Source organism: Streptomyces sp. NPDC049954, from assembly GCF_040656295.1.
Classification (GTDB): domain Bacteria; phylum Actinomycetota; class Actinomycetes; order Streptomycetales; family Streptomycetaceae; genus Streptomyces.
In genome coordinates this window covers 24,810-45,227 of sequence record NZ_JBFALS010000002.1, presented here as the reverse complement: position 1 = coordinate 45,227, position 20,418 = coordinate 24,810, and the positions used below count along the sequence as shown (strand labels likewise).

At 73.5% G+C, this 20,418-nt stretch carries 16 protein-coding genes and 2 pseudogenes; 7 read left to right on the top strand and 11 right to left on the bottom strand.

Going from position 1 to position 20,418, the window contains the following annotated elements:
- Positions 1-112: 112 nt before the first annotated feature.
- From AB0J21_RS03595 to AB0J21_RS03580, 4 genes and pseudogenes are all read right to left on the bottom strand, one after another.
- Positions 113-847 (bottom strand): DUF2993 domain-containing protein, encoded by a 735-nt coding sequence (locus tag AB0J21_RS03595; RefSeq protein ID WP_363144143.1) that lies wholly within the window; start codon positions 845-847, stop codon positions 113-115.
- A gap of 223 nt (positions 848-1,070) precedes the next feature.
- Positions 1,071-2,546, bottom strand: coding sequence for a hypothetical protein (locus AB0J21_RS03590; protein WP_363144142.1), 1,476 nt, complete (start codon positions 2,544-2,546; stop codon positions 1,071-1,073).
- 10 nt (positions 2,547-2,556) lie between these two features.
- Positions 2,557-2,811, bottom strand: coding sequence for a MoaD/ThiS family protein (locus AB0J21_RS03585; RefSeq protein WP_363144141.1), 255 nt, complete (start codon positions 2,809-2,811; stop codon positions 2,557-2,559).
- Positions 2,812-2,971: 160 nt separating this feature from the next.
- Positions 2,972-3,999 (bottom strand): annotated as a pseudogene (locus AB0J21_RS03580) (alpha/beta fold hydrolase).
- Positions 4,000-4,402: 403 nt separating this feature from the next.
- Between AB0J21_RS03580 and AB0J21_RS03575 the strand changes: the two are divergent.
- The 5 genes from AB0J21_RS03575 (at position 4,403) to AB0J21_RS03555 (ending at position 9,961) form a co-directional block, all read left to right on the top strand.
- Positions 4,403-5,215, top strand: coding sequence for a response regulator transcription factor (locus AB0J21_RS03575; protein ID WP_363144140.1), 813 nt, complete (start codon positions 4,403-4,405; stop codon positions 5,213-5,215).
- Positions 5,216-5,354: 139 nt separating this feature from the next.
- On the top strand, positions 5,355-6,377 hold the full coding sequence (locus tag AB0J21_RS03570; protein WP_363144139.1) for a LacI family DNA-binding transcriptional regulator: 1,023 nt from the start codon (positions 5,355-5,357) through the stop codon (positions 6,375-6,377).
- Between the two features lie 115 nt (positions 6,378-6,492).
- Complete coding sequence (locus AB0J21_RS03565) at positions 6,493-7,641, top strand: trypsin-like peptidase domain-containing protein (protein ID WP_363144138.1); 1,149 nt, start codon at positions 6,493-6,495, stop codon at positions 7,639-7,641.
- 134 nt (positions 7,642-7,775) lie between these two features.
- Positions 7,776-8,513: a response regulator transcription factor gene (locus AB0J21_RS03560; protein ID WP_363144137.1), complete on the top strand. Its 738-nt coding sequence runs from the start codon at positions 7,776-7,778 to the stop codon at positions 8,511-8,513.
- Positions 8,513-9,961, top strand: a complete 1,449-nt coding sequence (locus tag AB0J21_RS03555; protein WP_363144679.1) for a HAMP domain-containing sensor histidine kinase — start codon at positions 8,513-8,515, stop codon at positions 9,959-9,961. The genes AB0J21_RS03560 and AB0J21_RS03555 overlap by 1 nt, the downstream gene beginning before the upstream one ends.
- Positions 9,962-9,983: 22 nt before the next feature.
- Here AB0J21_RS03555 and AB0J21_RS03550 read toward each other — a convergent pair whose 3' ends face one another.
- The 7 genes and pseudogenes from AB0J21_RS03550 to AB0J21_RS03520 form a co-directional block, all read right to left on the bottom strand.
- Positions 9,984-10,589: a DUF4383 domain-containing protein gene (locus AB0J21_RS03550; protein WP_363144136.1), complete on the bottom strand. Its 606-nt coding sequence runs from the start codon at positions 10,587-10,589 to the stop codon at positions 9,984-9,986.
- 148 nt (positions 10,590-10,737) lie between these two features.
- Positions 10,738-11,199, bottom strand: a complete 462-nt coding sequence (locus AB0J21_RS03545; protein ID WP_363144135.1) for an NUDIX hydrolase — start codon at positions 11,197-11,199, stop codon at positions 10,738-10,740.
- Complete coding sequence (locus AB0J21_RS03540; protein ID WP_363144134.1) at positions 11,187-12,224, bottom strand: CHAD domain-containing protein; 1,038 nt, start codon at positions 12,222-12,224, stop codon at positions 11,187-11,189. The genes AB0J21_RS03545 and AB0J21_RS03540 overlap by 13 nt, the downstream gene beginning before the upstream one ends.
- On the bottom strand, positions 12,205-14,592 hold the full coding sequence (locus tag AB0J21_RS03535) for an RNA degradosome polyphosphate kinase (protein ID WP_363144133.1): 2,388 nt from the start codon (positions 14,590-14,592) through the stop codon (positions 12,205-12,207). The genes AB0J21_RS03540 and AB0J21_RS03535 overlap by 20 nt, the downstream gene beginning before the upstream one ends.
- A 114-nt stretch (positions 14,593-14,706) precedes the next feature.
- Positions 14,707-15,645 carry a mycothiol synthase gene (gene mshD / locus AB0J21_RS03530; RefSeq protein WP_363144132.1) on the bottom strand — a complete coding sequence of 313 codons (939 nt, stop codon included), beginning with the start codon at positions 15,643-15,645 and terminating at the stop codon, positions 14,707-14,709.
- 32 nt (positions 15,646-15,677) lie between these two features.
- Positions 15,678-16,142, bottom strand: coding sequence for a PDDEXK nuclease domain-containing protein (locus AB0J21_RS03525; RefSeq protein ID WP_363144678.1), 465 nt, complete (start codon positions 16,140-16,142; stop codon positions 15,678-15,680).
- A 171-nt stretch (positions 16,143-16,313) separates the two neighbouring features.
- A pseudogene (locus AB0J21_RS03520) lies at positions 16,314-16,741 on the bottom strand (DUF1016 N-terminal domain-containing protein); the annotation flags it as partial.
- A gap of 239 nt (positions 16,742-16,980) precedes the next feature.
- On the opposite strand from AB0J21_RS03520, the gene AB0J21_RS03515 reads away from it, so the two are divergent.
- Both AB0J21_RS03515 and AB0J21_RS03510 read left to right on the top strand, forming a co-directional pair.
- A complete protein-coding gene (locus tag AB0J21_RS03515) occupies positions 16,981-18,849 on the top strand; it encodes a bifunctional metallophosphatase/5'-nucleotidase (RefSeq protein ID WP_363144131.1) in 1,869 nt (622 codons plus the stop codon).
- Positions 18,850-18,982: 133 nt separating this feature from the next.
- Positions 18,983-20,299 carry an LmeA family phospholipid-binding protein gene (locus AB0J21_RS03510; RefSeq protein WP_363144129.1) on the top strand — a complete coding sequence of 439 codons (1,317 nt, stop codon included), beginning with the start codon at positions 18,983-18,985 and terminating at the stop codon, positions 20,297-20,299.
- The last annotated feature ends 119 nt before the right edge of the window (positions 20,300-20,418 follow it).

Sequence of the window (20,418 nt, the reverse complement as noted above, 5' to 3'; positions counted from 1 at the left end):
TGCGGACTCGTCTCGTACGCACGGCGAACGGGGCGGACGCGGGACGGTGCGGGGCCGGTACGGGTGCGGGGCGCGGGCGCGGCGGCGCCGGGCCCCGGTGCCGGGGTGTTGCCTACCCGTCGAGCCGCAGGTTGGAACCCTTCATCGTGATGCGGACCCCCTCGGGGGTCGCGCGCACCGAGTCCAGGCCGATCCCGGCCGGGAGGTTCCGGACGGCCTGCTGGAAGTCGGTGACCCCGCGCACCTCGCGTTCCGCGAGCGGTGCGCCCAGGTCGGGCAGGGTGTCGGCCCGTACGGTGATCCGGTCGCCGTCGGCCCCGAGGGTGCAGGGCACCACGAAGGTCTTCGGGAGGGTGCGGCCCAGGATCTTCGCCTTGACGCTGAGGTTGACGCGACCCTTGCCGCCGTCGGACAGGGCGGTGACCTCGGCCTCGATCCCGGGTGCGAGGTCGATGGGCTCGGCGCGGGCGGCCTTGAGGAGTTCCGGGTAGCCGACGAGGGCGGTGCCCGAGGCGCGTTCCGCGGTCGCCGAGGTCCAGTCGCCGCCGAAGTCGACCCCGTGCAGCGTGGCGTCGACCGACCTGATCCGCAGGTGCCCGCCGCCCTCCCCGGTGTCCGCGTCGTAGTCCTTGATCCGGATGCCGACCTCGTCGAGGGTGCCGCCCGCGAGCTGGGTGAGGAACGGGAAGCCGTGGATGTCGACGTCGGGGGTGGCGCCGAGCCCTTCCCGTGAGCGCAGTTCGTCGGCCGCCCGGTTCTGCGCGTAGTGGACGGCGATCCGGTCGGCGGCGACGGAGAGGCCGCCGAGGACGAGGACGACGACGAGGAGTATTCGCAGAGCACGCATGAGGCGCAGATTCCCCCGATTCCGCGTTCGAGTGACGGGCCGGTGAGACTACCGGCCCGGGCCCCCCGCGCCGGTGACCGTGACGGAACCACAGCAGAACCGGAGTACGGCCGGTACCGGGGCGCGCGGGGCGCGGGGTGCGCGCGAGGTTCCCCGGTACCGGCCGTCCGCCTGTCTGCCTGCTCGCCGGGCGGTCCGCCTGGCCCGGTCCTTTGGCCGTCCGTCAGCCGACGAGGCGGCCCAGCAGGTACACCGCGGGGGCGGCGGCCGCGAGGGGCAGCGCCACGCCCGCCGTCATGTGGACGAAGCGCGAGGGGTAGTCGTAGCTCGCGACCCGGTGCCCGATCAGCGCGCACAGCCCCGCGCCGAGGCCCACGAGCGCCCCGCCGGAACCGAGGCCGTTCACCGTGCCGGCCAGGGCACCGGCCCCGGTCGCGACGACGAGCGCCACGACCACGGACGCGGCGGCCGGCAGCGGCAGCGCCCGGACGAGGACCGTGAGGGCCACCGCGACGGTGCCCGCCTCGACCGCGTGGGGCGCGGCCGCGAGGTGCCCGGCCGCCAGGATCGCGAGGGCCGCGGACACGATCGTCGCGGTCAGTCCGTACAGCCGCTCGTCGGGAGAGGCGTGGCTCCTGAGCTGGAGGGTCACGCTCAGCAGGACCCACACGCCGAGGCTGCCGAGGATCGCCGCGGGGCCGTCGTCCCGGCCGGCCGCGAGCAGCGCGATGTCCGCGACGACCCCGCCGAGGAAGGCGAGCGCGATGCCCTGCCGGGCCGGCCACATGCCGTTGAGCCGGAACCAGCCGGCCGCCGTGACCGCCTGGAGCAGGACGAGCGGGATCAGCAGCGCGTACTGCCCGAGGGCCGCGCCCCCGCACATCAGCAGCGCGAGCACCGCGGTCAGCCCGGCCGGCTGGACCCCGGGCTCGATGATCGGCGAACGCCCCTCGGCCCGGGCCCGCTGAGCGTCGGTGACCCGCGCGTTCCCGGTCAGCGTGGGCGGACCGAACCCGGGCTCGGGGGCACCGGAGACGGCGACCGGCGGCACGGACGCGGCGGGGCCCGGCGCCGGGGCGCCCTGCGGCTGGACACCCTGCGGCTGCCCGTGGGCGTACACGGGCGGCTGGGGCTGAAGGTGGGGGTCCGGCTGAAGGTGAGGCTGGGGCTGGGGCTGAGGTTGCGGCTGCGGCTGGGGTGCCCGATGCGCTCCCGTACCCGCGCCCGCGCCCGCCCCCGTGCCGTACGTCTGCGGAGTGCCGTACGAGGGCTGCGGCTGGGCCGGCTGCGCAGTGCCGCCGCCGTAAGAGGGCTGCGGCTGGGCGGGAGCCCCATGGGCGCCGTGGGCCCCGCCGTACCCGTATCCGCCGCCGTACGGCTGCTGCCCGGCGACGCCGTGGCCCTGCGCGGGCGGCGGGGTCGCGGGGCCGACCGGGCCCGCCGGGTCCTCGACGGGAGGGGGCTTGGGCAGGTAGGCCGTCTCCTCGGCCGCGCTGACCGGTGCCTGGAACTGGGTCTCCCAGGTCTGGGACTGCCAGGTCTGGGTGAACTGCCGCGCGTCGTCCTGCGTCGCGCCCGGCTGCTCACCGATCGGCCACTGCTGCTGTCCCGTCGGCCACTGCCGCCCGTCGCCCGGCCACTCCTGCGGCTGGGGCGCCGGCTGCTGCTGCGCGTACGGATCGTGGGGCTGATTGCTCATGGTTGGGGGTTCACCCTCCTGCGAACGGCGGGAGCACCTCGACCGTGCCGCCCTCGGCCAGCCGTACCGTCTCATGCCGCCGGCCGCCCACCGGGTCCCCGTCGATCAGGAACGAGCAGCGCACGAGGACGCGGGACAGCTCACCGGGGTGGCGTTCGCGTGCCTCCGCGAGCGCCTCGGCCAGGGTCCGCGCGTCGTACGGCTCCTCGGCGACCCCGGCGGCGGCCTTCGCCGCGGCCCAGTACCGCACGGTGCCCACTGCCACTGGTCGCTCCCTTCTGCGTCGTACGGCTCCGGCGAGCGCCGCGCCCGTGGGCGGGCCGCTCGGGTCGGGTACGTCCTACACGTCAGCACGTTCGTACGTGCCGCACCCATCATGGCGCCTGTCCGGCCGGGCCCCGTAACGGGCGGGGCCGGACGGCGGCTCAGCCCCGCGCCGGGCGGGCCGGGACGGCGCCCCGCGCCCAGCGCGCGATCCGCTCCAGCAGCGCGTCGTCCGAGGCGTGCTCGGCGTGGCCCATGCCGGGTTCGAGCCACAGTTCCGCGTGGCCGTCCGAGGCGGCGGCCAGCATCCGGGGGTGGTCCACCGGGAAGTACGGGTCGCGCTCGCCGTGCACGAGCAGCAGCGGGGTCGGCGCGATGAGCGGGACGGCGGCCGTCGGCGACAGCGGCACCGGGTCCCAGTCGCGGTGGTGGATACGGGTGCGCAGCCCGACCCGGCCCACGACGCGGCCCAGCGGGCGGGTCACGAGCCAGTGCAGCCGCCGCATCGGGGCCGTACCCCGGTAGTACCAGCGGGCCGGGGAGCTGACCGCGACGACCGCGTCGGTCCTGGCCACCGAGGCGGACACGGTCCTGGCCCCGGGACGGTCGACACCGGGCACCTCGGGTCCGGCGTCCGGCCCAGCAGAGGCAGGCGCCTCGGAAACGGGCACCTCAGGGCCGGGCTCCCCGGAACCGGCGTCCGGCTCACCCGTGCCCTCCCGTTCCTGTTCCTGCTCCCCCTCCTCCTCGCTCACCCGGTCGGCGGTACCGGGCGCCCCGGTCCGCGCTTCCGTGCGCCCCCCGTCCGCCTCCACCGCCGGTCCGGACGCCACGCCGGGCGCGGGGGCGGGTGCCTCGCCGGCCGCCGCGCCGTGCAGGGCCGCGGCCGCAGGACGACGGAACCGCCCATCGAGAAGCCCACGGTGATCACGCGGCTGTGTCCGAGGGACCGCGCCCAGGTGACGGCGGCGGCCAGGTCCAGCACCTCGCGGTCGCCCACCGTGGAGCGGCCCCCGGAGCGCCCGTGGCCCCGGAAGGAGAAGGTCACGACCGCCGCGTGGCGGGCGAAGACGCGGGCCGCGCGGCGCACGTGCGGGCGTTCCAGATCGCCCGTGAAGCCGTGCGCGAGGACGATCACCGGCCCGCCGACCGGCCCGGGACCAGGCTCGTAGGCGGCCTCGATCCGCACCCCGTCGTCGGTGCGCAGCAGGGCCCTGGCGCGTCCCCGGGTAGCCGTGAAGGAACCGTTGGTGACCAGAGAGACGGCGTTCGAGTCTGCCGGCGGAGAACTCATGTGGGCTATTCTGCTCGGCAGAGGACCTGGGCAGTGAAGCCCCCGGGTCCTTTCGTGCTTTCCGGCGCGTTGTATACGACCGGGTTTCCTCCCGGCGTCTACCAGGCGGCGGAGTGCGCGGCGCACCTCCGGGACGCGGGGTGCGCCCGGCTTCCACGTACGAAGTAGTGCCGCATCTCCCTTGGCCCTCGGGCCGGGGGAACCCATCGGTACCGAGGAGGAACCACGTGATGGGCGAGCGAGACGAGCACCACCATCTGAGCCGGCCGGCCCCTGTACGGAAGGCAGGTGAGTCCCGATGAGTTCCCTGCTTCTTCTGACCAACGCCCTCCAGCCGTCCACGGAGGTGCTTCCGGCGCTCGGTCTGCTGCTGCACAACGTCCGGGTGGCGCCGGCCGAGGGGCCCGCGCTGGTGGACACCCCGGGCGCCGACGTGATCCTGGTCGACGGCCGCCGTGACCTTCCGCAGGTCAGGTCCCTGTGCCAGTTGCTGCGCTCCACCGGGCCGGGCTGTCCGCTGGTCCTGGTCGTCACCGAGGGCGGTCTCGCGGCCGTCACCGCCGACTGGGGCATCGACGACGTACTGCTCGACACGGCGGGCCCCGCCGAGGTCGAGGCGCGGCTGCGGCTCGCGATGGGCCGCCAGCAGATCACCGCCGACGACAGCCCCATGGAGATCCGCAACGGCGACCTCTCCGTGGACGAGGCGACCTACAGCGCCAAGCTCAAGGGCCGGGTCCTGGACCTGACCTTCAAGGAGTTCGAGCTGCTCAAGTACCTGGCGCAGCACCCGGGCCGGGTCTTCACCCGCGCCCAGCTCCTCCAGGAGGTGTGGGGCTACGACTACTTCGGCGGCACCCGCACCGTGGACGTCCACGTACGGCGGCTGCGCGCGAAGCTCGGTCCGGAGCACGAGTCGCTCATCGGGACCGTCCGGAACGTCGGCTACCGCTTCGTGACCCCGGAGAAGCCGGAGCGCGAGCGCACCGAGAAGACGGAGGCGCGAGGCGCCGAGGGGGCCGGGAGGACCGCGGCCCCCACGGCCCCCACGGTCGGCGAGTCCGCCGAGGTTCCGGCGAAGGCCGAGGTCAGGGCGGCTTCGGAGAGCTGAGCGAGAGGTCCGTTCCGCGCCGGCCGGCCACCCCCGTCCGGCGCGGGACGGGCTGCCGCGCACGGGGCCCCGGGCCCCGTGCGGGAGGGGCCCGTCTCGGCCCGTGGGACGGCTGTTCATCCCGCGTAGACTGCCCGGCGTGGCCAAGGTGACGAGGGACGACGTGGCGCGGCTGGCGGGGACTTCGACCGCCGTCGTGAGCTACGTCATCAACAACGGACCCCGGCCGGTCGCCCCGGCCACGCGCGAGCGTGTCCTCGCCGCCATCAAGGAGCTGGGCTACCGGCCCGACCGGGTGGCGCAGGCGATGGCCTCGCGCCGCACCGACCTCATAGGACTGATCGTCCCCGACGCGCGGCAGCCCTTCTTCGCGGAGATGGCGCACGCCGTCGAGCAGGCCGCCGCCGAGCGCGGCCAGATGGTCCTGGTCGGCAACTCCGACTACCTCGACGAGCGCGAGGTGCACTACCTGCGGGCCTTCCTCGGGATGCGGGTCTCCGGGCTGATCCTGGTGAGCCAGGGCCCGAGCGAGACGGCCGCCGCCGAGATCGACGTGTGGGACGCCCGTGTCGTCCTGCTGCACCGCCGCCCCTCCCCCATCGACGACGTCGCGGTGGTCACCGACGACGTGGGCGGCGCGCAGCTCGCGACCCGTCACCTCCTGGAGCACGGCGTCCCGTACGTGGCCTGCCTGGGCGGTACGGAGGAGACCCCGGCCGAGGGCGACCCGGTGTCCGACCACATCGAGGGCTGGCGCCGGGCGATGACCGAGGCGGGCCTGTCCACCGCGAACCGCCTGTTCCAGAGCCCGTACAACCGGTACGACGCCTACCAGGTGGGCCTGACGCTGCTGGCGGGGTCGAACCGCCCGCCGGCCATCGTCTGCGCGACCGACGACCAGGCCATCGGCATCCTGCGGGCGGCGCGCGAACTGCGCATCGACGTCCCCGGGGAGCTGGCCGTGGCGGGCTTCGACGACGTCAAGGAGGCGGCGCTCACCGATCCGCCGCTGACCACGGTCGCCTCGGACCGTACGGCGATGGCGCGCACCGCCGTCGACCTCGTGCTGGACGACGCGCTGCGCGTCGCGGGCTCGCGCCGCGAACGGCTGCGGGTGTTCCCCTCCCGGCTCGTCGTCCGCCGGTCCTGCGGCTGCGCCTGAGCCCACCGGCGCGCCCGCCCGCCGGGCGTCGTCCTTATATCGGGCAAACAAGGTTCTGCCGGGCTTCTCAGGACGGTCTCAGGGGACTCTCATGCTCGGCGGACACGCTGAGTGCATGACAGAGAGCCACCGCCACGAGGGCGGAACCCCGCAGCCGCAGTCCTCCTCCGCGTTCGACGGCGCCGGCTACCCGCCGCCGCCCGCGCAGCCTCCGTACGCCGACGCCTGGCAGGCCCAGGACCCGTACGCCACCGCCGGGCAGGCCACCGCGCAGGACCCGTACCCCGCGTACGCCTCCGCCGGTGGAGCGGGCGCGGCGGCCGCCCCGGCTCCGCGCCGGCGACGGCGGCTGGGCGGGCCCGCGGGGCTGCTCGCGGCGGTCGCGGTCGCGGCGGCGATGGTGGGCGGCGGGACCTCGTACGGCATCCAGCAGCTCACCGGCGGGCACGGCGACTCGGTGAGCGCGCCGGTCGCGGGCACCACGGTCTCGGCGGGCAGCAAGGGCACCGTCTCGGGCGTCGCGCAGGCCGTGAGCCCGGCCATCGTCGAGATCAGCGCGAGTTCGGACGCGGGGCAGTCGACGGGCGCGGGTGTCGTCATCACCTCCGGCGGCGAGATCGTCACCAACAACCACGTGATCTCGGGCGCCCAGCAGATCAAGGTGACGCTGTCGAGCGGCAAGTCGTACACCGCGAAGACCGTCGGCACCGACAGCGGCAAGGACCTCGCCCTCATCAAGCTCGAAGGGGCCTCGGGGCTGAAGGCGGCGACCCTCGGCAACTCCGACAACCTCAAGGTCGGCGACGACGTCGTCGCGATCGGCTCCCCCGAGGGCCTGAGCGGCACCGTGACCAGCGGTATCGTCTCGGCGCTCGACCGCGACGTGACCGTCGCGAAGGAGGGCGGCCAGGACTCGCAGCAGCAACAGCAGCAGCAGCGGGGCCAGGGTGGCTACGGCGGCGGCTCGGGCGGCGAGGAGCAGTGGCCGTTCTCGTTCGGCGGCGAGCAGTTCAACGGCGACACCGGCTCCTCCACCACGACGTACAAGGCGATCCAGACCGACGCCTCGCTCAACCCGGGCAACTCGGGCGGCGCGCTCATCGACATGAACGGCGCGATCGTCGGCATCAACTCCGCGATGTACTCGGCCGGTTCCTCGCAGTCCTCCTCCTCGGACGCGGGCAGCGTGGGCCTCGGCTTCGCCATTCCCGTCAACACGGTGAAGGCGGACCTGGACCACCTGCGCTCCGGCGCCCAGGACTGAGCGGGCCGGGACGGCGGGCCGGGGTACTCCCCGTGCGAGGCTTGGCCCCGTCGACGCGTCCGGACCGTCCGTCGCTCGCGGCGGACGGTCCGGACGGTGCGGAACAGGTACGGGACCTGCGAGGAGCGAGTGTCATGAGCCCCGCCGAAAGCGAGCGCGAGCAGCATCAGCAGCGGATTCTCGTCGTGGACGACGATCCCGCCGTACGGGAGGCGCTGCGCCGCAGCCTGGCCTTCGAGGGGTACGGCGCGGAGGTCGCGACCGACGGCCACGAGGCGCTGGCCAAGGCCGACAGCTACCGGCCCGACCTCCTCGTCCTGGACATCCAGATGCCCGGCATGGACGGGCTGACCGCCGCGCGCAGGCTGCGCGCGTCCGGTTCGACCACGCCGATCCTCATGCTGACCGCGCGCGACACCGTGGGCGACCGGGTCACCGGCCTGGACGCGGGCGCGGACGACTACCTCGTCAAGCCCTTCGAGCTGGACGAGCTGTTCGCGCGCATCCGGGCGCTGCTGCGGCGCAGCTCCTACGCGGCGGCCCAGGACGCGGCCGACGCCGACGAGGTGCTGTCCTTCGCCGACCTGCGGATGAACCTCGCGACCCGCGAGGTGTCGCGCGGCGAGCGGCCCGTCGAGCTGACCCGCACCGAGTTCACGCTGCTGGAGATGTTCCTCGCCCACCCCCGGCAGGTCCTCACCCGCGAGCAGATCCTCAAGGCCGTGTGGGGCTTCGACTTCGAACCGAGCTCCAACTCCCTGGACGTGTACGTGATGTACCTGCGCCGCAAGACGGAGGCGGGCGGCGAACCGCGCCTCGTGCACACGGTGCGCGGGGTGGGCTACGTGCTGCGCACGGGCGGGGCCGAGTGATCCGCCGCTTCAGCGCCCTGTCCCTGCGTTCCCGGCTCGGCCTGCTGACGGCGGCGGCGGTGGCGATCGCGGTCGCGGCGGTCTCGGTGGCGTGCTGGTTCATCGTGCGGGGGAAGCTGTACGACGAGATCGAGTCCGCCCTCAAGCAGAACGTGCCCACGGTGACGGTCCAGGATCTGCTGAGCACCCTGGACCAGTGCTCCTCCTCGCCGTCACGACCCGACGGGTTGCAGAGCCCGCAGGCGTACTACGTGGAGATCGTGCGCGCCGACGGGGTGCCGTGCGTGGCGCCCGGCTCCGCGGGCACGGTGCGGACCACGGAGAGCGACCAGCGGATCGCCGAGAAGGGCACGGGCTACGCCTTCCGCGACGGGACCACGACGGACGGGACGAGTGTCCGCGTCCTGACCACGGCCGTCCGGGGGCACGGGGTCACCTCGAACGTGGCCATGCTCACCGCTTATCCGCTCTCCGACACCCGCTCCACCCTCAACGAACTCGCCCTCATCCTCCTGCTCGTCTCCGGCGTCGGGGTCCTCGGCGCGGGCGGGGCGGGTGTCTGGGTCGCGCGCACCGGTCTGCGGCCGGTCAACGACCTGACGGAGGCCGCCGAGCACATCGCGCGCACCGACGACCTGACGACCCGCATCCCGGTCGAGGGCGACGACGAGATCGCGCGGCTCTCGCTGTCCTTCAACAGCATGACCGCGTCCCTCGCCTCCTCCCGCGAACTCCAGCAGCAGCTCATCGCGGACGCGGGCCACGAGCTGCGCACCCCGCTCACCTCGCTGCGCACCAACGTCGAACTCCTCGTCCGCAGCGAGCAGACGGGCCGCGCGATCCCCCCGGAGGACCGCAGGGAACTCCTGGAGTCGGTCAAGGCGCAGATGACGGAACTCGCGCTGCTGATCGGGGACCTCCAGGAACTGTCCCGCCCGGACGCGGGCCAGCACGGGCCGCTGGAGATCATCGGCCTGCACGAGGTCGCCGAGACGGCGCTGAAGCGGGCCCGGCTGCGCGGACCGCACCTCACGATCGACTCCGCCCTCTCCCCCTGGTACGTACGCGGTCAGCGGCCCGCCCTGGAGCGCGCCGTCGTCAACGTCCTGGACAACGCGGTCAAGTTCAGCCCCGAGGGCGGCACGGTCGAGGTGCGGCTGGAGGACGGCACGCTGACGGTGCGCGACCACGGCCCCGGCATCCCCGCCGGGGACCTGCCGTACGTCTTCGACCGCTTCTGGCGCTCCCCGTCCGCCCGCGCCCTGCCCGGCTCGGGCCTCGGCCTGTCGATCGTGGCCCGCACCGTGCGGGGCATGGGCGGCACGGTGGACCTCGCGGCGGCCGAGGACGGCGGCACCGTCGCGACCGTACAGCTGCCGGGCGCCCCGGCCCCGCCACCGGCCGAACCCCCGGGCGGCGCGACGGCGGCCGGACGCGCGGAGGGCTGAACGGGGGCGGGCGCGCCGCGCCTCAACGCCGCCCCGCGCTCCTGCGGGCGTCCGGGGCCGACGCGAGGGCGGCGCGTTCCTGTTCGCGGTCGATGTCGGCGGCGAGGTCCTCGCCGGACAGCAGGTCGTGCGAGTGGAGGCGGCGCTCGCGGTCCTCGTCGGTGGCCTGCTCGGGGTGGCGGGCGCGCCAGTACGGGTTGTCGTGCGGGAGGCGGCCCGAGACCCGGCCGTACATCCCGCAGCACAGGATCAGCAGGCCCACCACGAAGCTGAAGATGACGTTGCTCATCCGGAAGTCCAGGATGTTGGCCGGCCGGTCCAGGATGAAGACGTGCACGAAGCCGCTGAGCACGAACAGCGCGCCGACGATCATGTTCACCGTCGAGGCGACGTTCCCGCCGATGAACGCGGCGACCGCGAGGACCGAGCCGAAGACCAGCGAGAGCACGCTGAGCACCCCGTTGGTCGACAGACCGGCGATCTGCTGGCCGCTCGTGTCGAAGGGGCTGAGCTGGTCGGCGAGCCCGAGGCAGCCGAACACGACGAGCAGCAGCCCGCACAGCGCGGCGCCCCAGCGGTAGACCCCGGCCAGTTTGCGGTCCGTGGGCAGTCCGTCCTCTAGCTTCATCGCCGTCCTCCGTTTCACGGACCGCGCTCCGGCCCGTTTCGCGGGCCGCACTCCGGCCCACCCCTCTCAGCCTCGGCCCATCCGGGGCGGGACGCATCTCCTGTCCCCGGCCGCGGGGGCCCGGCCCGGGGCGGCCTCCCGGACCAGCTCAGCGGCCCGGCGGCCTCGCCGCGGCCGCCGACAGCTCCCGTACCGCCGCGTCCAGCAGCATCCGGTCCCTGGGCTGCGTCAGCAGCGCCCCCGCCCGGCCGGCGGGCAGCCAGCGGATCTCGTCCACCTCGTCGTTCGGCTCGAAGCTGCCGGAGACCGCCTCGGCGACCCAGTAGGCGACGGTCTTCGGGCGGCCGCGCGCCACGTAGTGCACCGTGGGCAGGGGCCGGCCCGGGCGGCACGCGCGGCCCGTCTCCTCGGCGACCTCGCGCAGGGCCGCGCCCAGGTAGTCCTCGCCCGGCTTCAGCTTGCCCTTGGGGTGGGACCAGTCGTCGTACTTCGGGCGGTGCACGAGGCAGAACTCGCGCCCCGCGCCGCCCGCGCGGCGCCACAGGACGCAGCCCGCCGCCCGCACCGGACCGGGCGTCCCCTGCCCGTCGGGGCCCGTCACCCCGCCCACGCCGCCTCCCGCTGCCAGGCCCGGTGGAAGGCGTACCGGGCGGCCTCGACCTCGTGGCGCTGGTCGGCGTGCAGGACACCGAGGGAGTACGCGGTGGCCGGGGCGATCCTCGGGGTGCGCGCGGCGGAGGCGGCGGCCGAGGCGGCCTCGGCGGCGTCCCGGTGGCGGTCCAGGGCCTGCGCGGCGCGGCGCAGTGCCGGATCGTCCTGACCGGTCATCGCCTCGACGGCGTACCGCCGCAGCCGCAGCAGCTGCCGCGCCCGCAGCCACGGCGTGTCCTGCGCCTCGGCGTCCTGCTCGCCGAGCACCAGCGCCTGCGCGTTGTACGGCACTCCGGCACGCCCCAGCGGCAGCTGGGTGACGGCCTCGCCGAGCCGCTCGGCGGTGCGCTCGGCGAGCGGGGCCGGCGCGACCGGCTCCCCCGTGCCCGTACCCGTACCCGCCCGCAGCGGCACCTCGCTCGCGAGGACGGCGACGCTGTCGGCGACCGCGTGGAAACGCCCGGAGCCGAGCGCGCCGAGCGCCGCCGAGTGCGCCCGGTTGCGGGCCAGCGTGAGCTGCCGCTCCAGCAGCGCCCCGGCGCGCGCGGCCCCCACCGAGAGCGCCCCCGAGGCGCCCCCGCCCGTTCCCGGGCCCTGGGCGGTCAGCACGGCCGCGGCGGCCCGGGCCTGCGGCAGCGCGGGGACGGGCGCCGTCTCCTGCGAGAGGCGGTGCAGCGCGCCGAGCAGCCGTTCGAGCCGTTCGGCGTAGGCGTGCTCCCGGCCCAGGGTGCCCGCGAGCCAGCCCAGCTCGGTGCGCAGGGTGTCGGCCCAGTCCGGGTCGAACAGCGGACGGAAGGTGTGCAGGGTCGCGTCGATCCTGCGCGCCGTGCGGCGCAGCGCGCGGGCCGCCTCGGCGGCGTCCGAGGCGACCGTCCCGCTCTCCCGTTGCAGGCGCAGCGCCCGCAGGAACCCGGTCGCCTGCTCCCGCAGGTAACCGGCGGCCGGCCCGCCCGGGACGGGGGGGTCAAGTGGTCGTGGTGCCACGCCTGCGCCTCCGCGCGTCGATGAGCAGTTCCTGCACATTGGGGAGCGGCTGCCCGTCCTGGTCGGTGGCGTGCCGGTTCCACTCGCCGTCGGGGCCCAGGTGCCACGAGGCGGTGGTGTCGGACATGCCGGTCTCCAGGAACCGGCCGAGGGCAGCGCGGTGGGCGGGGTCGGAGACCCGGACGAGGGCCTCGATACGGCGGTCGAGGTTGCGGTGCATCATGTCGGCGCTGCCGATCCACACCTCGGTCTCGCCGCCGTTGCCGAAGGCGAAGACCCGCGAGTGCTCCAGGAAGCGGCCGAGGACGGAACGCACCCGGATGTTCTCCGAGAGGCCGGGCACCCCGGGCCGCAGCGCGCAGATCCCGCGCACCCACACGTCGACGGGCACCCCGGCCATCGCCGCGCGGTAGCACGCGTCGATGATCGCCTCGTCGACCATCGAGTTGGCCTTGATGCGCACGAACGCGGGCCGCCCCGCCCGGTGGTGCGCCACCTCCTTCTCGATGCGCGCTATCAGCCCGTCGCGCAGCGACTTGGGGGCGACGAGCAGCCGCCGGTAGGTCTCCCGCCGCGAGTAGCCGGAGAGCCGGTTGAACAGGTCGGAGAGGTCGGCGCCCACCTGGTGGTCGGCGGTGAGCAGACCGAGGTCCTCGTAGAGCCTGGCGGTCTTCGGGTGGTAGTTGCCGGTGCCGACGTGCGAGTAGCGGCGCAGCGTGTCGCCCTCCTGGCGGACCACGAGCGACAGCTTGCAGTGCGTCTTGAGGCCCACCAGCCCGTACACGACGTGGCAGCCGGACTCCTCCAGCTTCCGCGCCCACTTGATGTTGGCCTGCTCGTCGAAGCGGGCCTTGATCTCGACGAGGACGAGGACCTGCTTGCCGGACTCGGCGGCGTCGATGAGGGCGTCCACTATCGGCGAGTCGCCGGAGGTGCGGTACAGCGTCTGCTTGATCGCGAGGACGTCCGGGTCGGCCGCCGCCTGCTCCAGGAAGGCCTGCACGGAGGTGGAGAAGGAGTCGTAGGGGTGGTGCAGCAGGACGTCCCGCTCGCGGACGGCGGCGAAGATGTCGGGCGCGGAGGCCGACTCGACCTCGGCGAGGTCGCGGTGGGTGCCCGCGATGAACTTCGGGTACTTCAGCTCGGGCCGCTCCAGCGAGGAGATCATCCCGAACAGCCCGGTCAGGTCGAGCGGACCGGGCAGCGGGTACACCTCGACGTCGGAGATCTTCAGCTCCCGCACCAGCAGGTCCAGGATGTACGGGTCGATCGACTCCTCGACCTCCAGTCGTACCGGCGGCCCGAAGCGGCGCCGCATGAGTTCCTTCTCCAGCGCCTTGAGCAGGTTTTCCGCGTCGTCCTCCTCGACCTCCAGGTCCTCGTTCCTGGTGAGCCGGAACATGTGGTGCGCGAGCACCTCCATGCCGGGGAACAGCTCCTCCAGGTGCGCGGCGATGACGTCCTCGATGGGCACGTACCGGTCGGGCGCGGCCTCCAGGAAGCGGCTGAGCAGCGGTGGGACCTTGACGCGCGCGAAGTGCCGGTGGCCGCTGACCGGGTTGCGGACGACGACGGCGAGGTTGAGCGAGAGCCCCGAGATGTACGGGAAGGGGTGCGCGGGGTCGACGGCCAGCGGCGTCAGCACCGGGAAGATCTGGTTGCGGAACAGCGTGAACAGCCGCGCCTGCTCCTTCTCGGTCAGCTCCGCCCAGCGCACGAGGTGGACGCCCTCGTCGGCGAGCGCGGGCAGGACGTCCTGCTGGAAGCAGGCCGCGTGCCGGGCCATGAGTTCGCGCGAGCGGGTCCAGATCAGGTCCAGCACCTCGCGGGGCAGCAGTCCGGAGGCGGAGCGGGTCGCGACGCCGGTCGCGATGCGCCGCTTGAGCCCGGCGACGCGGACCATGAAGAACTCGTCGAGGTTGCTCGCGAAGATCGCGAGGAAGTTGGCGCGCTCCAGCAGCGGGGTGCGCGGGTCCTCGGCCAGTTCGAGGACGCGTTCGTTGAAGGCGAGCCAGCTGCGCTCCCGGTCCAGGAACCGGTTCGGGGGCAGTTCCGCGCCGCCCGAGGTGTCCTCGTACACGTCGAGGTCGGAGTCGAGGTCCGGTTCCAGGTCCGAGTCCCCGGAGCGCACCACTGTCGGCCGGTGAGCGGCGAGCGAACCGGTGGAGGGCCGGGGATGGACCGAGGCGCTGCTGCTGGACTGGGTCATGAAGTCATTCTTCCGCGTGGAACCCGTTCCAGGCGCGTCGAAGGGGCCCTCTTCACCGGCGGCCCCCGGCGGGGAGGCGGTGAGACGGAGGGGCCCGTGGGGGGACGGTCCGGCGGTGGGGTCCCCGCTGGGACGGGGCTCGGGCACGGCGGGCTGCATTCCGCGAGCCTGCCGTGCCTTGCTGAATGACTGGTTACGGACACGTGGCGCGCAGTTTGCGCGCGGGGCTCCGGACGGGGGCGGGGGTCACCGCCCCACCTCCGGGCGGCCGGTTCAGCTCTCGGTGCGGTACATGAGGTCCGTCTCGTGCGTGGTGAAGCCGAGGCGTTCGTAGACGGAGACGGCGGCCGTGTTGTCCGCGTCGACGTAGAGCATCGCGGTCGGCAGTCCCTCGGCGGCCAGGTGGAGCAGCCCGATCGTGGTGAGCGCCTTGCCGAGCCCGCCGCCCTGCGCCCCGGGCCGCACCCCGACCACGTACACCTCGCCGAGCCGCTCCTCGGCGTGCACCTTGGTCCAGTGGAAGCCGACCAGCTCGGCGTCCTCGGTGCCCTCGTCGCGCACGGCGAGGAAGAAGCCCTTCGGGTCGAACCAGGGCTCGGCCATGCGGTCTTCGAGGTCGCGCCGCGTCAGGTTGCCCTGCTCGGGGTGGTGCGCGAAGGCGGCGGCGTTCACCGCGAGCCAGTCCGCTTCGTCCGCGCCGGGCACGAAGGCGCGTACGGAGACGCCCTCGGGCAGTACGGGCTCGGGCAGGCCGAGCCGGTCCAGGGGGCGGCGCAGCTGCCGCAGCTCGCGGAAGAGCGCGAGGCCGAGCACCTGCGCGAGGTGCCGGGCCGCCGGGTGCCCGCCGTGCGCCCACACCCGCAGCCGCTTCCCGCTCGCGGCGAGCAGCGCCTTGCCGAGCGCCCGCCCGTGTCCCCGGGCCCGCAGCGCGGGGTGCACGACCAGCTCGGCCGCGGGCGGCTCCACCGGGTCGCTCCCGTCGAGCTGCGCGTACCCCGCGAGCGTCCCGTCGGCGGCGGTCAGCAGCAGGTGCAGCACACCCTCCCTGGCCCCGCCCCGCAACCGCAGCCGTCCCTGCTCGGACACGGCCTGCCGCCCGTCCCGCCGGGCGGCCTCGGCCAGCAGCTCACCGACCTCCCCGGCCTGCTGCGGGCTGAGGACGTCCAGGGTCTCGATCCGACGGGGCGGCGTGGTCACGGCATCGCTGGTCATGGTCACGAGGGTACGGAAAGGGGCCGCGGGGGTCAGCTCGTGGGCTCCGTGCCCAGCACCGCGTCGGCCACCCGTGTGAGGTCCTCGGCGGAGGGCAGCAGTGCGCGCACCCGTTCGGGGACCCCGGACCAGGAGCTGACGGCCAACGGCTGGTTGTGGCCGCGCAGGGAGTACTCGACCATCGCCCGGTCACGGCTCCCGGCGATGAGGATGCCGATCGTGGGGCCGTCCACCTCGGCGTCCCTGAGGACGTCGTCGACGACGGCCGTGTAGAAACCGAGCTTGCCGATGTGCTCGGGCTCCGCCTTGCGGGTCTTGAGCTCGACTACCACGTAGCAGCGCAGCCGGCAGTGGTAGAAGAGCAGGTCGATCCGGTAGTCCGACTCCCCGACCCGCAGCGGGTACTGCCGCCCGACGAAGGCGAAACCCACGCCCAGCTCGGTGAGGAAGGGGACGAGCCGGGCGACGAGCGCCTCCTCCAGCTCCCGCTCCGCCACCTCGCCGCCCAGCCCGGTGAAGTCCAGCTGATAGGGGTCCTTGACGATCTCCTGGGCGGCGGCGGACGCCCCCGGCAGCGTCACGTCGAAGTTGTTGGCCGCCGCGCCTTCCCGCAGGTGCAGGCAGTTCTCGATCGCCGACCGCAGCCGGTCCCTGGACCAGCCGTGATGAACGGCGTGCTGGGCGTAGAAGTCCAGCTCGAAGCGGTCGCGGCACTTGTCGAGGAGGAGCTGGATATGGCCCCAGGGCAATTGGCCAGCAACTTGCTGGCCAATTGGCTCGGGCCAGGTGCGAGCACACTGCTGCATGTACTTGAGGTTGGCCGGCTGAACCCCCGCTGCCCGGGAAACTCCGTCCGCAGTTCGGCGGCGATCCGGTCGACGACCTTGGTGCCCCACTTCTCGGCGGCCTGACGTTCCAGAATGCGGTGCCCCAACTGCCAGTACATGGTGACGAGTTCGGTGTTGACGCGCAGAGCGGCCCGGACCCGGGCGGCGCGCACGGTGGTCTTCAGCTCGTCGAGCAGCTCGGTGAGGCCCGGCGGGACGGTGGACCCTTGGGCGGGTACCACCGGTTTGGCGGCGGTCTTCTCGGTCATACCGGACACCCTTGCGGAGGCCGCACACGCGGTGACGTTCCTGCACCCGACGACCATTCCTTCGAGTGAGTCGCGGGGGGCCGTGTCCCCGGCGGCCCCCCTCGGCAACCAGCTCGTAACCCGCATCCCCCTGTCGTGCTACGCGCGTTGACCATAGGCTGCGCTCCGCATGCCGCTTCTCGCCCGTCTCCTGGCGCGCTCAGCTCCCGCAGGACGGGCCATCACCGAGGGGAACCGACTTGTCAGCCACACCACTTCACCCGAGACGCCGCACCCGGCGCCTGCTGGCCGTCGCGGCGGGACTGGCGACGGTGGGCGCGCTGTCGGCCACGATGCCGGCCAGCGCCCAGACCGGCGGCCACGGACCCGGGTCCGCCCACCACGGCCAGGACCACGGGCACGGGCACGGGCACGGGCACGGGCACGGGAACGGGAACGGCGGTAAGGACAAGACCGTCGACGTCCAGCTCCTGTCCTTCAACGACTTCCACGGCAACCTGGAGGCCCCGTCCGGCTCCTCCGGCACGGTCAACGAGATCCAGCCGGACGGGACCACGAAGGCCGTCGCGGCCGGCGGTGTCGAGTACCTGGCCTCCTCGCTGCGCACGGCCCGCGAGGGCGAGAAGTACAGCGTCACGGCGGCGGCCGGCGACCTGATCGGGGCGAGCCCGCTGCTCTCCGGCCTCTTCCACGACGAGCCGACCGTCGAGGCGATGAACAAGCTCGGCCTCGACGTCACGAGCGTCGGCAACCACGAGTTCGACGAGGGCGCCACCGAACTCGCCCGCGTCCAGAACGGCGGCTGCCACCCCACCGACGGCTGCTTCGAGAAGGGGAAGAAGTTCCCCGGCGCCGACTACCCCTACCTCGCGGCCAACGTGACGCAGGAGAAGACGGGCAAACCCCTCCTCAAGCCGTACACGGTGTGGAAGAAGGGCGATGTCAGGATCGGCTTCATCGGGGTCACCCTCGAAGGCACGCCGGACATCGTCACCGCCGAGGGCGTCAAGGGCCTGACGTTCCACGACGAGGTCGAGACGGTCAACAAGTACGCGAAGGAGCTGGACCGCCAGGGCGTCAAGTCCATCGTGGCCCTCATCCACGAGGGCGGGCTGCCCGCGAACGGCGCGTACAACTACGACTGCGACTCCCCGGCGGCGGGTGGCGGGATCTCCGGCCCCATCGTGGACATCGCGAAGGGCATCAGCCCGAAGGTCGACGCCCTCGTCACCGGTCACACCCACAACGCCTACGTGTGCACGATCCCCGACCCCTCGGGCAGGCCCCGTCTGGTCACCTCCGCCTCGTCCTTCGGCCGGCTCTACACGGACACGACGCTGACGTACGACCGGAGGACCAGGGACATCGTCCGTACGAAGGTCTCCTCCGCCAACCACGTCGTGAGCCGCACCCAGCCCAAGGCGCCGGACATGACCTCGCTCATCAGCCGCTGGAACAAGCTCGCCGCGCCGGTCGCCGACCAGCCGGTCGGCTGGATCAGCGGGGACGTCCCGCGCGGTACGGGCCCCGAGCAGCCGCTCGGCGACCTCATCGCCGACGCGCAGCTCGCCCACGGCCAGACCCTCGACCCGAAGACCTCGCTGGCCCTGATGAACCCGGGCGGGGTGCGCGCCGACCTCGTGTACAAGGCGAGCGGCGCCGAGGGCGACGGCGTCGTCACCTACGGCGAGGGCTTCACCGTCCAGCCGTTCAGCAACACCGTCAACCTCGTGAGCCTGACCGGACGGCAGCTCGTCACCGCGCTCCAGCAGCAGGTCAGCGGCGCCAACGAGGCCGCGCCGAAGATCCTCCAGGTCTCCGAGGGGCTCACCTACACGCTCGACCTGACGAAGAGCGGCGCCGACCGCGTCGTGGCCGGCTCGGTGCGGCTGAACGGCGAGCCGATCGGCCCCGACACCACCTACCGGGTCGCGACGAACAACTTCCTCGCGGGCGGCGGCGACGGCTTCGCGGCCCTCGCCCAGGGCACCGACCCGCTCGTGGGCAGCGACGACCTGAAGGCGTTCAACGACTACCTGACGGCGAACTCCTCCGCCGCCGACCCCATCGACCCGCCGGCCGCGAACCGGATCACGGTCGTCAAGTAGGCACGCGTGCGGCCCTTCGCGCGGAGGGCCGTGTGACCCGTCTGTAAGAAGCGCGTCAACTAATGTGCGCATATGCCCGCTTAGCGGGCGCGGGGCTTGCGGTCGGGGGTCGAACGTATGGTCAACTGCGACGATGCGTTCCCCCCACCGCATAGCCCAGCCGTCCCCCGAGCCCTCCGCGTACGCGACGACCCCCCACCCGTCGCACGTGTCGCCCGAACCGTACGAGCCGTACCACGAGCCGTACGAGCCGCGCTACACGAACCCGTACGAGGAGCTCGCCGGGCTGGCCGACAACCCGCTCGACGACGTCCTGCGCTACGAGGACGAGGCCGAGGACGCCCCCGGTCACGAGGCGGGCTTCGACCCCGACGAGCCGTGGGCGCCGCCCAACCACCGGCGCGGCAGGCGCTGGTTCCGCCTCGCCGGGCTGCCCTTCGCGATCAAGGCGTCCATCGCGATCCTCACCCTGATCGCCTTCCTGGCCCTCGGTGACCGCTGGGCCGTGCTCTTCGCGGAGCACGAGGCGGCGGAGAAGATCAAGGACGCGATGCACCTGGAGGCCACGCCCGAGGTCGACATCGGCGGCTTCCCCTTCGTCACGCAGCTGGCCCGCAAACGGCTCGACTCCGTCACGGTGACCGTCCCGGACGTGGCCGCCGACCGCGTCTCCCTCGCGAAGGTCTCCGCGACGGCCGAGAACATCCGGATCGACGCCGACCTGCCGAGCACCTTCCGCAGCGTCGACGTGGGCCGGGTGCACGGCGAGGTACTGCTGTCCTTCGACGACCTCAACCGCGAGCTGGGCGCCTCGCAGGTCACCTTCACCGGCACGGGGCCGCAGCACGTACTGGCCCGGGGGACCGTACCGGTCGCGGGGCACGACCTGCGGGTGCGCGCCGACGCGACGCTCGCCCGGTCGGGCGACCGGGGCGTGGACATGCGCGTGGGCGGGATGCAGCTCACCGTCGGCGACCTCGCCACCTTCCGCCCCGGCACCAAGCGGGGGGACGGGCTGCACCTCACGGAGAAGTCCGCGCGCGCCGTCCAGCAGGAGACCGACAAGATCAAGGCCATGTTCGAGGTCCCCGCGATGGTCGACCGCCTCGGCGTCCCCAAGGACGCGGTGCGCACCGCGCTGGACAGCGACGAGAAGCTCCACGAGCTGACCGGAACCCCCCGCTTCCTGCACCAGCTCATGGACGTCAACCTCATCGACGCGGCCCTGGACCACCCCGAACTCCTGCGCCGCCTCGGCTTCGACCCGGCCCTCCTGACCGGCCTCTCCGAGCTGACACGCCCCCAGCTGGCCGACGAACTCTCCCTCGGCTTCCAGCTCCCCAAGATCCCCTCCCAGTCCGGCGACGTCTCCCTCAAGGACGTCCGGGTGGAGAAGACGGGCATCCGCGTGGACCTCTCCGGCCAGAACCTGGGCTTCGGAACGAAGTGACGCCTGGGTGAGGGGCCTGGGGTAACACCCACGTGAGGGCCCCGGGTCGTAGGTCGTGGCGCGCACCGGCCGGGGCGGGAAGGCGGCATCCCCACTCCGGCCGGTCACCACCCGCGCAG